Raw genomic sequence first — 12,117 nt, 5'->3', positions numbered from 1 at the left:
CCATCAGGAGCTCCATCAACGATGACCGAACCCACCATGAATGCCCTGGTTTCCCCGGAGGGCAGCCTCGAAATCCTCTCCAACCACGAGGTTAACCGGCTCAAGGACAAGAGCGAGGGTGGCTTGTACCGTCTGTTCCGCCAGTGCGCCCTGGCCGTGCTCAACACCGGCGTTGAAACCGACGACTGTAAGGAATTGATGGAGGCCCACGCCGATTTTGATGTTCGCCTGGTGCCCCAGCCCCGAGGCCTGAAACTGGAGCTGATCAACGCCCCCGGCCACGCTTTCGTGGATGGCGAAATGCTGCGGGCAATCCGTGAGCACCTGTTTTCAGTGTTGCGGGACATCGTATATAGCCATTCCATCCCCAACACCGTCGCGGGTTTCCGCCGGGACAATCCGGAAGACATCACCAACCTGGTGTTCCATATTCTGCGCAACGCCCGGGTGCTGCAGGCGGGTCGCCAGCCGGATCTCGTGGTGTGCTGGGGCGGCCACTCCATCAGCCACGATGAGTATCAATACAGCAAAGATGTGGGTCACCAGTTGGGCCTGCGCGGGCTCAGCATCTGTACCGGCTGTGGGCCTGGTGCCATGAAGGGGCCGATGAAGGGGGCCACCATCGGCCACGCCAAGCAACGGGTGAAGAACGGCCGCTACATCGGCATTACCGAACCGGGCATTATCGGCGCCGAAGCCCCAAACCCAATCGTGAACGAGCTGGTGATCATGCCAGACATTGAAAAACGCCTGGAGGCCTTTGTCCGCTGCGGCCACGGCGTGATCGTGTTCCCAGGTGGCGTAGGTACTGCGGAAGAAATTCTGTACCTGCTGGGCATCCTGCTACACCCGGACAACGCCGACCTGCCCTTCCCGGTCGTCTTCACCGGGCGCAAGGAGAATGCCGAGTATTTCGAGATGATCGACAAGTTCATCCGCAACGCCCTGGGTGATGAGGCTGCAAACAAATACGAGATCATCATTGATGACCCTGGCCGGGTGGCACAAACCATGAAGCAGGGCATGAAAGACGTGGAAACCTTCCGGCGCGCCATGCAGGATGCCTATTATTTCAACTGGATGCTGAAGATCGATCCGGTGTTCCAGTTACCGTTTGAACCGAATCACGACAACATGCGAGCACTGGAACTGCACAGAGACCAGCCGGTGCACCTGCTGGCAGCAAATCTGCGCAAGGCGTTCAGCGGTATTGTGGCGGGGAACGTCAAAGAGAGTGGTATCCGGCAGATCCAGGAGAAGGGTCCGTTTGAGATCGCCGGTGATCCGACGCTGATCCGGCCCCTGGAGGCCATGCTGGAGCAGTTTGTGGAGCAGAACCGGATGAAACTGCCCGGCACGTCGGCCTATCGGCCCTGCTACCGGATTGTCAGTGGTGCGGCCTGAGCCGCACCACTTTCACAGCAGGAAGTCTTACTTGCCGCCGTCAGCCGGCAGGCTGGCGTAGTAGGCTGCCAGGTTGGCGATGTCTTCATCGCTCAGGCCAGTAGCCTGAGCCTGCATCACCGGAGCCTGACCACCCTGGCGCTGGCCGTTCTTGTAAGCCTTCATGGAAGCCACCAAATACTGTTCTTTCTGACCGGCCAGGTTCGGGTACATCGGGATCTGGGAGATACCGTTTTGCCCGTGGCAGGCGGCGCAGACTGCAGCTTTGGCTTTGCCAGCAGCGGCATCGCCCGCAACAGCCGCAAACGGAGCGGCTGCGCCCAGCGCAAACAGACCAGCAACTGCGAAGTGCTTCAGATTCATTGTGTTCACCCTCTCATCGTTTTAACGTTCACTCACCGGCGATGATGCCGGACAGTAATTCAGGTTTCACTTATAGCACAGGCGGCCCCTGCCTCAAATGTGATAGATCAAGGACATTCGTGCGACCATGGTCCTCTTTTACTCTCGGACCGGGTAAAGGACAGTACGAACAAACCGCTAACTGCGACCTGTAACAGAACAATGTGATTGCCGGAGAGACACTTCATGCCTGTAGAGGTTCAGGAACTCCCTTGCCGGGAAGGCCATATTGGCCTGCTGACACTGAATTCACCCGATACCCTGAATGCATTGACGGAAGAGATGATTATTCAGGCTCAGGAGGCCCTGGATGCCTGGGCCGAGGATGATCGGATCTGCCTGGTGGTGCTACGGGGAGCTGGTGACCGCGCATTCTGCGCCGGCGGCAACATCCGTACTCTCTACGATGCCCTGAAAGGCCAGGGCGACGCCGAGGCCCCGGCCCGCTTCTTTACCCGTGAATACCGCCTGGACTTCTGCGTTCACCGTTTTCCAAAACCGGTCATCGGCCTGGCACACGGCATTGTCATGGGGGGTGGGCTGGGCCTGTTATCGGCCTGCCGCTACCGCCTGGTAACCCCGGATGTCACCCTGGCCATGCCCGAGATCAGCATCGGTCTGTTTCCGGATGTCGGTGCCAGCTGGTTCCTTAACCGCCTGCCAGGGCGCCTGGGACTGTTCATGGGCCTGACCGGAGCGCGGCTCAACGTCAGCGATGCACTTCGGGTGGGCCTGGCAGACCTGGTTATCGAGCCTGCACAGACCGACACGCTGCTGTCGCGGTTACAGGATGAACGCTGGACTGGTGAAGCCGCTGCAGATGACAACCGTCTGTTCCGGCTGCTCAACCAACTGGAAGCTCTGGATTATCGAGGTCTGGCGACCGGCCACCTGGAGCAACACGAACAGACCATTGCGCGCCTCAGCGCAGGAGATGAGCTGCCGGTGGTGGTGGACCAGTTGCTGGCTTCCGGTAGTGACGACCCCTGGTGGCAAGCGTGCCAGAAAACGCTCCGGCACGGCTGCCCGGTCACCGCCTGGCTGGTGTGGAATCAATTGCGCAAAGCTCAGCAAATGTCCCTGAAAGACGTTTTCCGAATGGAGCTGGCCATGGCACAGGAGTGCACGCGCCGCCCCGATCTGGTGGAAGGCATTCGCGCGCTGCTGGTCGATAAGGACCGATCGCCGATATGGTCCTACCCGTCGGTAGCGGATGTGCCCGAAGACGTTATCGAGCGGCACTTCCAGCCGGAGTGGGATGATACCGACGACCCGATGGGTCTGGACTAACCTGGCTCAGCTACCGCGCAGCGCCCGCCTGAACCAGCAACATTTCCAGGTCCTGGTTGTTGCTGGCCCGGGCCAAGTCCAGGGCGGTGCGACCATCGGCGCTCCGGAAGTGAACATCGGCCCCGGCCGCCAGCAGCATTTCGGCGGTCAGCAAGTCGCCACTTTCCACCACTTTCATCAACAGGGACTGTCCGTCCTGGCTGACATTCACGTTGGCTCCGGCCGCCAGCAAGGCCCTGACCACCGCCAGGTGGCCGTTTTCCGCCGCGTGAATAACGGCGGTATAACCACGGGCATCCCGGGCATTCACCTCTGCCCCCGCCGCCAGCAGCAGGCGCACAATCCGGCGATTACCATTGGCAGAGGCCACCATCAGCGGGCTTTCCCCGGCATCGGCCTGAACATTGGGGCTGACTCCCTGCGACAGCAGGTTGAGCACTGTCCGGTCCTCATCGGCCTTGACCGCTGCCATTAGCTGGCCCGGGTCTCCGGAGATGTCGGCTGCGCCTTTTCCAGCGCCCGTTGACGCGCAGCCGGACAGCATCGCCAATGTGACGGTGACTAACAGAAGAACAACCTTGCCTGCTTCCCTGGCCATAATGAGCAATCTCTTGTGTGATTTTTGCAGCTATTCTGAGCAGCCGATGGCAAGAATTAAATCGAACCGTTCACAACTCCGGCCCGTTTTGCAGAAGTTGACAGGCCAACCCCCGGAGCCGCTGCTCTCCGTCCCGTTGACCGCTGCACAGCAACGCAGCCTGCAGTGCCGCCCACGACCAACCCTGAAGCACCGCCCGGCACCACAACGGAAAGTCCGGTTGCCGGCTCAGCCAGGCCATCACACCCGGGGCGACGCTCACTGCTTGCAGCATCGGCAGGGCCAGTTCAAACCCTCGAAAACCATGGGCAAAACTCTGCAGATCCCGCCGATCGTCGTTATCCGGGCCGGTGTGTGGCGGCAAGTCTGCGCCCAGGGTGCCCATCAGTACCGGCTCAAGCTGCGACCAGTGGCGAGGAACCAACACTTGCCAGTGGCGGGCAAACCGGGTTCTCAGTTGCGTCTCGAGACTGGCCCCGGCATCAGACAGGCCACACATCATTTGTACCGGAAACTCGCCAGTGCTCGCTTCCTGGCGCAACCCCAGACGAACCACCCGAAAGTCACAAGCCTGCCAGAATCTGACCAACGGGTCGTTGCCACCAAAGCTGGTGCCGATCGCATCCAGGCCCTGTACGCGGCAACCCGCAACGGCAGCATCCACCAGTTGGCGACCTATCCCCAGATGGCGGGCCTGTTCCACAACTGCAATGCGGACCACTCTCAGGGTTTTCAGGCTGGCCGCTTCCGGAAAGCCACCATGGCTGGCCAGAGATTGCGCCAGCAGGTGGCCGCGCAACCGACGACGGCCCTGCGCTACCTGCTCGGCCAACCCTGCTTCAATGCCACCTTCCACAGTACCCCAAAGCACACCCACCGTTTGCCCCCGGTACACTGCGCGCCAGGATTGCGCGCCGGGGTCATCCAGCCATTGCCGCAAGTCTGCCGGCGTTGTCCGGTAGTGAGCATCCACCAGTAAACCAAAAGCCTGTGACAGCTCCTGCTCGCTGGCGTCAGCCGGTACCCAGGGCTGGATATCAACGTCAGCAACCTCCGGCACGGGCTCTGCCGCACCCTCGGCGGCCAGCAGAAACAGCCTGAACACCAGCTGTTCCAAAGGATCATCACCAGCCCAGCGTACCGGCTGGTGTAACGGGATTCCGCGCCAGTGGGGCGTTTCCCGGTCGAGAACCTCGCGAAACCGGATAGCAAAACCACGCCCGGTGCCTTCATAGCCATGAACCGTGGTGGCAAAAGCCACCCTCGGCCAGCCCAGCAGTATGTCGCATAACCAGTGCGCCGGCAGGCCGGCAGCTTCGTCCACCAGAACCACTTCGGCGGCCGGGCGGGCGGCCAGCAGCTCTGGCACCGGCATATAGCTCAGACGCTGGCCTGCACGGGTTACAAGATCCGATTCCGACTGTTCAGCCAGTTCATCGCCAAGTTCGAGCACTGCGTGCCTGAACAGGGTATCCACGTTATCCCGGGAAGGTGCCGTCACCAGCACCTGCTCGCGACCGGCCAGGAGCAGGCGGGCCGCAGCGATGCCCATGGCGGCAGACTTGCCACGGCCCCGGTCGGCGGTAATCACCAGAGGGCGTCGGCGGCGGCCCTGGCCGAACCGCTCCAGGTGTTGCAGCAGTTGTTGCTGTTCGTCGGTAGTTTGCGGGGTGAAACCGGCAGTATGTGCCGGCAATTCCGGCCAGTTTATCAAGCCTGAGTCGTCTGCCTGTACCCGGATGATGGAGGTATCGCCACTGATCACCATCGCCAGCCTTGCGGCAAATGGATGGTCTTCGGCTTGATCAAGGCCGGTGCGGGCATAGTCCGGATCGGCATAGTGACGCCACTGATCCAGGGGCGGCACCAGCCAGAACAGTAACCCTCCGGCCTGCAGCGTGCCTGCCAGTGCCGCAAAGGCATCGGGCGGATTGCCGCGCCAGCCGTCCCAAACCAGCAGGCTGGTTTCCCGGCCCAGCCATTGCTGGTAATGGTTGGCCTGAAGGTGTGGCAGGCCCACGGCTTCGGCGTGTTCGGCCCGGCCAACCCACAGACTGTGGCTGGTATTCATCCGAGACAGTTGCCGGTGCATCCAGGTGCAGGTGTTTTCCTGCGAGCCCTCTACCAGAATCAGGCGGCGGTGGCCGATGGTTCTGAGCCTGGCTTGCAGGCTTTGCCAGTCTGCGGTCGGATGCTCCCGGCTTGTGTCAGTCATTCAGCTGAGATCCGCGGCATGGGCTTTTAGGTCAGCAAGTTCGCAAGCTTCAAGGGCTCTTTGGTGTGTGGCGCGCAGTTTGACCCGCGGGGCACTGTTGGCTTCGAAGGCTTGTTGCCAGCGGCCGGCGCAGAGGCACCAGCTGTCGCCGGGTTTGAGGCCGGGGAAGCCGAATTCGGGCCTGGGGGTGGAGAGGTCGTTGCCCTGGGCTTTGGAGTATTCGAGGAAGTCGGCGGTGACGATGGCGCAGACGGTGTGGTTGCCCAGGTCATCGGGGCCGGTGTTGCAGCAGCCGTCGCGGTAGAAGCCGGTTGTCGGATTGTTACCGCAGGTTTCCAGTTTTTCGCCCAGTACGTTTAGCGATTGCTCAGTTTTCTGCATTTCCTAGCCTTCCAGTTTCGGAGTTGACAGGGTTTGGGTCACCTTTCCAAAACACGCTCCTTGCGGCACATCCATGTGACGCTTGGGCTCCGCCATCCCTGGCTCCGCACAGTTTTGGAAAGGTGACCCAAACCCTGTTTTCAAACACGGGTGGTGTAGTCAAAAGCGCAAAAGATCGACTCGGCAATTATGCGGGAGCGCTATTCCCGCTACCAGTTGGCCAGTACAATAGCCCGCATGCCTACCAAACCCCAAATCCCGGATACCTCTCACCTGCCCGAGTTTCTCACCGACGAGCAGCGGGCGATTATTACGGCCGGCTATGAGCATGCGGTGATCACTGCCGTGGCAGGCAGTGGTAAGACGTCGACGCTGGCCTGGCGGATTCGGTTTCTGCTGGAGCAAGGGCATGATCCGGACCGGATGCTGGTGTTGATGTTCAATCGCAGTGCCCGGGTGGATTTTGAGCGGAAGCTGCAGGAGGTGTGTGATCAGTCCGGGCTGGCGTTGCCGGAGATTCGGACGTATCACGCCATGGGGCTGCGGTTGTACAAGCGGTTTGTGCGTGAGGGGTATCTGCCGGGGTTTTCGGAGAAGATTCTGACCGAGCAGGAGATTGCGTTTCAGGCCTGGTTGTTGACCCGGCGGTTGGCGCCGGAGGATCTGGCGGATGAGATTCGGCGCAACAAGAAGGAGTTTGTGGAGACGGCCACCGGGTTTATTGATCTGGTGAAGACCGGGTTGTCGCCGGCGGAGGTGGTGTTTGAGGAGTTGGGGTATTCGGACAAGCATCGGTATCTGATCGATTTGTTCCACAGTTTCGAGCAGTGGCGCAAGGGCCAGGGGCGGATCAGTTATGCCGATATGTTGTATGAGCCGGTGATGGCGATTCATCAGAACCCGCCGTTGCAGCGCTTGGTCGGCAACAAGATGGATCTGATTCTGGTGGATGAGTACCAGGATACCAATGAAATTCAGCATCTATTGTTGCGCTACGTGGCCGGTGACCGGGCGCGGGTGACGGTGGTGGGGGATCCGGACCAGACCATTTATGAGTTTCGCGGGGCGAAGCCGGAGTTTATTTTGCGCCGGTTCAGTGATGAGTTTGAGAGCCCGCTGGAGCAGACGCTAAGCTACACCTTCCGGTACGGGCATCAGGTGGCGCTGCTGGCCAATCATCTGATCTGTCACAACACCGGGCGTAAGGATGTGATGTGTCATTCGCATCCGTCCACGCCGGCGACCACCGTGGACCTACATCGGGCGGAGAATGACGGTGATCAGGTGCTGCGTATTCTGCAGCAGCAAACGCCGGAGCAGAACAGCCAGACGGCGATTCTGTTCCGGGTGTGGAGTCAGAGTGTACCGATTGAGCTGAAGTTACTGGCCCGGCAGGTGCCTTATCGGATTGACGCCGGCAAGGGGGCGCTGTTCAGTCGCGAGGTGCAGGCGATAACTGCCCTGCTGATGGTCGTCACCGGCCGGCTGAAGTTGCTGCCGGATACCGACCGGTTGGATCTGGCGCGGCTGCTGCTCCGGTTTCCCCATGTGGGCCTGAAAGAGCCTGAACTGGAGAACCTGGCACAGTTCCTGGCGTCGTTTGACGGGGCCTGGCATGAGCGGCTGCTTGCGATGGATTTTGACGCGCTGGCGCCGATGGCGGGCCGCAAACTTCGCAAGCTGGGGGAGGTGCTGGCGCAGCTTGAGCGATACAAGGGGCCGGTGGCCGGGCTGATCAGTGTGTATGCGGAGCACATGGAGCTCTACGAGGGCATTCGCAGCCTGGCGCTGACCCACGACAGTGCCGAGGAGCGCATTGATACGGTACAGGGCTTCCGGGATTACCTGAAGGGCCTGGATTTGACTGCTGAGGGCGCGCTGGATCATCTCAAGGCATTGAAGCAGCAAGCTGGAGAGAAGCAAGATCACGGGGTGCTGCTGTCCACCATCCATCGCACCAAGGGGCTTGAGTGGCCAGTGGTGATTATTCCTGGCCTGCAGGAGAAATACCTGCCCTACAGCCCAAGGCCCCAGGACGATGCCAGGGCACTGTTGGAAAGCGAACGGCGCCTGCTCTACGTGGCCATGACACGAACCCAACAGGCCCTGCATCTGATCACCCGGCCAGCCAGTCAACAACCCCACCTTGAGGGCGACCAGGGTCCCAGCCGGTTTGTGGCCGAGTTGTGCTTTGAGCTGTCCAGGGAACTGGGTGCCGCACTGGAGGGGAGCTATCCAACAGAAACAGGGTCACTGAGCCTTAGCATCCCGCTGACACCGGTCAGCCTGCGTTATGCAGACCGGGAGGGAATTGTCATTGAAGGCCAGACTGCGCCTCAGGCTGATACCACGGAACCGGTTTGGCACCATGCGCGTGTTGTCCACGCCATCTTCGGTGCTGGCGACGTGACGTCAGAGGATGAAAGTTCGTTTGAAGTGCGCTTTGCCAATGGCGATACCCTGAACTTCAGCAAGAAGAGCGCTCATCTGTATTTCACGGCGACATCAGATTAAAACGACGCTGTCAGTGAACTGCGTACAATTCCCGACGTACTAACTACTGTCATTTTTTTGTTTTTTTTGGCTTACTGACCTAAATTCCGAGTAATACAGGTGTTTTTCGGAGTTTTCATTCCTGAGAGAACTGCAGGAAATAACAACTAAACAGGAGGTTCTGCATGAAGATCATGCGCCCGGTCGCTCTGGCCGCCCTTACAGCATCCCTTGCCACTCCCGCTCTGGCCGACCGCCAGGAAACCATTTACCTGAACCCGTTCGCCGGCTTCCAGCTGTTTGATGACAAACGGGATCTGAGCGAAACCGGCACCTTTGGTGTTGGTGTTGAGTACCGCTTCCTGCCGCGCTGGTCTGTTGAAGCTGTGTATTCACGCGCCGATGCTGACCGTAAGTACGTTGCAGGAGAGTCCGAGTTCCAGGAACTGAGAATCGACGGCACCTACTACTTTGCCGGCCCGGACGCGGCCTGGAACCCGTACATATCACTGGGTGCCGGCCATGCGGAATTTGGTGTGGGTGATACTATTTCCTACACCACTGCAGGCACCGATCACGAAGAAACCCGTGTGAACGTGGGCGTGGGCTTCCGCTACAACGTCAGCGACAGCATCTCCATCCGTGGCGATCTCCGAGAGTTCCACGGTATTGATGAAAGCACCTTTGACACCATGGCCTCACTTGGCCTGAGCTGGGCCTTCACCCGCACTGTTGCTTCCTCAAAGCCCGCTCCTGCCCCCGAACCCGCGCCAGCACCAGCTCCCGCAGATTCGGACGGTGATGGTGTGCCCGATAACCGCGATCAGTGCCCGAACACGCCAGCCGGTGTTCAGGTAGACAGCCGGGGCTGCCCGGTGGACAGCGACGGTGACGGAGTGCCGGATTACCGCGACGAATGTCCGAATACCGCTGCCGGTGCCACCGTTGACGAGCGCGGCTGCGAAGGTGTGACTGAAACCGTGGAAACCATTGAGCTGCGGGTTCAGTTCCCCACGAACAGCTCCGTGATTGATGCCACGTTCGATAACGAAATTCGTCGCGTAGCGGACTTTATGGCCGAGTACCCGGAAACCACCGTGGAAATCGCGGGTCACTCCGACAGCATTGGTGACGCAGAGTACAACCGCTTCCTGTCCCAGCGTCGTGCCGAGGCCGTTGCTAACCGGCTGACCACGGTTCTGGGCGTTGACCCGGATCGCGTAAGCGCCATGGGTTATGGCGAAGCCGAGCCGATTGCCAGCAACGACACGGCCGCTGGCCGTGCCCAGAACCGCCGTGTTGAAGCACGCATTCAGGTTAGTCGCTAAGACCAACGCATAAGGTAATGAGCAAACAAGGCGCCCTCCGGCGCCTTGTTTGTTTCCGGGCCAACGCTCTTCAGAAAGACATCAGTCCGACACCCTGACCGCATCCAGCAACAGGTTGCGCGGAGTCAGTGAGCGCTCACAAAAGACCCCCAGCCGCACCCGATAGCCCTGCTCCTCCAGGAACACCGCATAATCAAACACCAGCCAGAGCTCCAGCGGCCGCCGGAACAGGTGCCGCAGCAGTTCGTGCCGGCGTACTTGCTGGAACCGGCGTTCCCCTTCAGCCAGCCAGTGCTGCCAGTCCAGGCTTTCCGGCAGCTCCAGGCGCTTTTTATCGGCCGCCCAGGCACAGAAAGTTCTGAAATCACCTGTATTCAAACGCCCGGGATGGGATGGTACTGGAAGGTAGCTATCGACGCCGCGAAGGTGCCGCTGAAGGGCATCAAAGCCCAGGCGCCAGATACTGATTTGTCGGGTTTGCTCGCGCACCCTGGCCGGGGCCGTAACGGTCTCCTGCACCGCAAGCCGAAGGCCGTTGCGATCAATGCTCAATGCGCCAGCGTGGTGCCGTGCATGCTCAGACATCAACCGGTAGTTTTCATGATCCGTCAGATGATAACAGCAGGGGGAAAAGCTCAGGCGCGGCGTCTGTTCCGCGCTGCCTCGGCGAATCAGTTGGCGGTGCAGGTCTCCGCAGGCATGCAAGGCAACACCATGAACCTTGCCGGGCCAGGTCAGGGTTTCAGCCATGACATCCTGATGGCGCAGGGTGACAGGATCCTGGTAATGCTGCGCGAGGCGATTGCCATCCGCCACCAGTTCCGGATTCCATTCAAACCCCAGCACCGAAGGCGCTCCTTGCCCAACCAGAGTGCGGGCCAGATGGCCCTTGCCGCAGCACCAGTCCAGTACCGGCCCAGTCAATGGCCGCACCGATGCTGAAAAGGCGCCCGCCTGCTCGCGCTTGCGCCCCGGCATATCCACCGCAGCCACTTCGGCCAGCGCCGCCGCCCGGCTTTCTTCCGTTGTGCTCAGCGCGGGCACTGCAATCAAGTCAGGGTAACCGGCGAGGTCCGGGACGAAACGGGCGACGTTCTGCGAGAGCTCCGCCAGATTCTCTTCCAGATACTCACAGGCATGGTCATCCAGCGCTTCCAGCCAGTCCGCCAGTTCCGGATAATCCCGGCTCCACGCCGGTGCTGGTTCCATAAAGGGAATCGGGCGCCAGAGTGGCTCATGCCGGGCAAGCCAGTCGTTCACGGCCTGCCAGCGGTTGTAAAAAGTCACGGGCGACTGGTGTACACTCGCCGCCGGAGGTAACGTCATGAAACTGGCCTTTGTACTGGTTGAACCAAAAGTTCCGGAGAACGTCGGCGCGGCTGCCCGAGCCCTGTGCACCATGGGTTTTTCCGAGCTGTGGCTGGTCAATTCCGACCTGCATACCCGGCCGGAAGCCCACTGGCTGGCCCATGGCAGTGATCACATTCTCGATAATGCGCGCATTTTCCCTGATCTGGCCGCGGTAAGAAACTCCGCGGATCTGCTGATGGGCACCTCGGCCAAGCCCCGGCATAACCGGCAGGACTGGCACGAGCCCGCCGCACTTCGCACGGTGATCTCTAACAAGGGGGACACAGCAGCCACGGCTGCCCTGGTATTCGGGCGGGAAGACCGGGGCCTGGCCAACGAGGAGCTGGCCCTGTGCGATCTGCTGACCGGATTCCCCATGGCGGTGACCTATCCATCCCTGAACCTGGCCCAGGCGGTCATGCTCTACGCCTGGGAGCTGTCCGGGCTGCAAAAAACCAGTGAACAGTCGGAAACCGCGGCCAGCACATCAGGACTGGCGGCACTGCGCTCGCGGCTGGAGGGCCTGTTGCCAGAACTGGACGCTCCGGCGGACGAAAAGCTGTCCCAGTGGGTGTTCGAAAAACTGCCGCTGCTGTCTGACCGCGATATCGGCTTCGTTCACACCCTGTGCGGCAATATCGAGCGCAAACTCTGAC

The 12,117-nt window shown here is 60.5% G+C and carries 10 protein-coding genes; 5 read left to right on the top strand and 5 right to left on the bottom strand.

The genetic code is table 11. From position 1 onward, the window contains the following. Positions 1 to 21: 21 nt before the first annotated feature. Positions 22 to 1,404: a nucleotide 5'-monophosphate nucleosidase PpnN gene (gene ppnN, locus ASQ50_RS12235; RefSeq protein WP_058091577.1), complete on the top strand. Its 1,383-nt coding sequence runs from the start codon at positions 22 to 24 to the stop codon at positions 1,402 to 1,404. Between the two features lie 27 nt (positions 1,405 to 1,431). Here ppnN and ASQ50_RS12230 read toward each other — a convergent pair whose 3' ends face one another. Continuing rightward, positions 1,432 to 1,767 (bottom strand): c-type cytochrome, encoded by a 336-nt coding sequence (locus tag ASQ50_RS12230; RefSeq protein ID WP_058091578.1) that lies wholly within the window; start codon positions 1,765 to 1,767, stop codon positions 1,432 to 1,434. A gap of 225 nt (positions 1,768 to 1,992) precedes the next feature. Between ASQ50_RS12230 and ASQ50_RS12225 the strand changes: the two genes are divergently transcribed. Continuing rightward, complete coding sequence (locus ASQ50_RS12225; protein WP_058091579.1) at positions 1,993 to 3,096, top strand: enoyl-CoA hydratase/isomerase family protein; 1,104 nt, start codon at positions 1,993 to 1,995, stop codon at positions 3,094 to 3,096. 10 nt (positions 3,097 to 3,106) lie between these two features. On the opposite strand, the gene ASQ50_RS12220 is transcribed toward ASQ50_RS12225, so the two are convergent. The 3 genes from ASQ50_RS12220 to ASQ50_RS12210 all read right to left on the bottom strand — a co-directional run bounded on the left by ASQ50_RS12220 (position 3,107) and on the right by ASQ50_RS12210 (position 6,290). After that, positions 3,107 to 3,694 (bottom strand): ankyrin repeat domain-containing protein, encoded by a 588-nt coding sequence (locus ASQ50_RS12220; RefSeq protein WP_058091580.1) that lies wholly within the window; start codon positions 3,692 to 3,694, stop codon positions 3,107 to 3,109. A 70-nt stretch (positions 3,695 to 3,764) separates the two neighbouring features. Further along, a complete protein-coding gene (locus tag ASQ50_RS12215) occupies positions 3,765 to 5,909 on the bottom strand; it encodes a tRNA(Met) cytidine acetyltransferase TmcA (protein WP_058091581.1) in 2,145 nt (714 codons plus the stop codon). Then, on the bottom strand, positions 5,910 to 6,290 hold the full coding sequence (locus tag ASQ50_RS12210; protein WP_058091582.1) for a DUF2237 family protein: 381 nt from the start codon (positions 6,288 to 6,290) through the stop codon (positions 5,910 to 5,912). A 189-nt stretch (positions 6,291 to 6,479) separates the two neighbouring features. Between ASQ50_RS12210 and ASQ50_RS12205 the strand changes: the two genes are divergently transcribed. Next, positions 6,480 to 8,804, top strand: a complete 2,325-nt coding sequence (locus tag ASQ50_RS12205) for an ATP-dependent helicase (RefSeq protein WP_058091583.1) — start codon at positions 6,480 to 6,482, stop codon at positions 8,802 to 8,804. A gap of 164 nt (positions 8,805 to 8,968) precedes the next feature. Beyond that, the gene (locus tag ASQ50_RS12200) at positions 8,969 to 10,111 is read left to right on the top strand and encodes an OmpA family protein (protein ID WP_058091584.1); all 1,143 of its coding nucleotides are present in this window, start codon (positions 8,969 to 8,971) and stop codon (positions 10,109 to 10,111) included. 81 nt (positions 10,112 to 10,192) lie between these two features. Here the strand turns inward: ASQ50_RS12200 and ASQ50_RS12195 are convergent, their stop codons facing one another. After that, positions 10,193 to 11,437, bottom strand: a complete 1,245-nt coding sequence (locus ASQ50_RS12195) for a methyltransferase (RefSeq protein WP_058091585.1) — start codon at positions 11,435 to 11,437, stop codon at positions 10,193 to 10,195. Between ASQ50_RS12195 and ASQ50_RS12190 the strand changes: the two genes are divergently transcribed. Beyond that, positions 11,436 to 12,116 (top strand): tRNA/rRNA methyltransferase, encoded by a 681-nt coding sequence (locus ASQ50_RS12190; protein ID WP_058091586.1) that lies wholly within the window; start codon positions 11,436 to 11,438, stop codon positions 12,114 to 12,116. The genes ASQ50_RS12195 and ASQ50_RS12190 overlap by 2 nt on opposite strands. Position 12,117: the final 1 nt, after the last annotated feature.

It is taken from the genome of Marinobacter sp. LQ44 (assembly GCF_001447155.2).
GTDB lineage: Bacteria > Pseudomonadota > Gammaproteobacteria > Pseudomonadales > Oleiphilaceae > Marinobacter.
This window is presented reverse-complemented; position numbering and strand designations above follow the sequence as displayed.

Excerpts from the sequence above, each read along its gene's own strand:
- ASQ50_RS12220 (WP_058091580.1), bottom strand. The coding sequence starts at position 3,694 with ATGGCCAGGGAAGCAGGCAAGGTTGTTCTTCTGTTAGTCACCGTCACA.
- ASQ50_RS12215 (WP_058091581.1), bottom strand. The coding sequence starts at position 5,909 with ATGACTGACACAAGCCGGGAGCATCCGACCGCAGACTGGCAAAGCCTG.
- ASQ50_RS12210 (WP_058091582.1), bottom strand. The coding sequence starts at position 6,290 with ATGCAGAAAACTGAGCAATCGCTAAACGTACTGGGCGAAAAACTGGAA.
- ASQ50_RS12205 (WP_058091583.1), top strand. The coding sequence starts at position 6,480 with ATGCGGGAGCGCTATTCCCGCTACCAGTTGGCCAGTACAATAGCCCGC.
- ASQ50_RS12200 (WP_058091584.1), top strand. The coding sequence starts at position 8,969 with ATGAAGATCATGCGCCCGGTCGCTCTGGCCGCCCTTACAGCATCCCTT.
- ASQ50_RS12195 (WP_058091585.1), bottom strand. The coding sequence starts at position 11,437 with ATGACGTTACCTCCGGCGGCGAGTGTACACCAGTCGCCCGTGACTTTT.
- ASQ50_RS12190 (WP_058091586.1), top strand. The coding sequence starts at position 11,436 with ATGAAACTGGCCTTTGTACTGGTTGAACCAAAAGTTCCGGAGAACGTC.
- ppnN (WP_058091577.1), top strand. The coding sequence starts at position 22 with ATGACCGAACCCACCATGAATGCCCTGGTTTCCCCGGAGGGCAGCCTC.
- ASQ50_RS12225 (WP_058091579.1), top strand. The coding sequence starts at position 1,993 with ATGCCTGTAGAGGTTCAGGAACTCCCTTGCCGGGAAGGCCATATTGGC.
- ASQ50_RS12230 (WP_058091578.1), bottom strand. The coding sequence starts at position 1,767 with ATGAATCTGAAGCACTTCGCAGTTGCTGGTCTGTTTGCGCTGGGCGCA.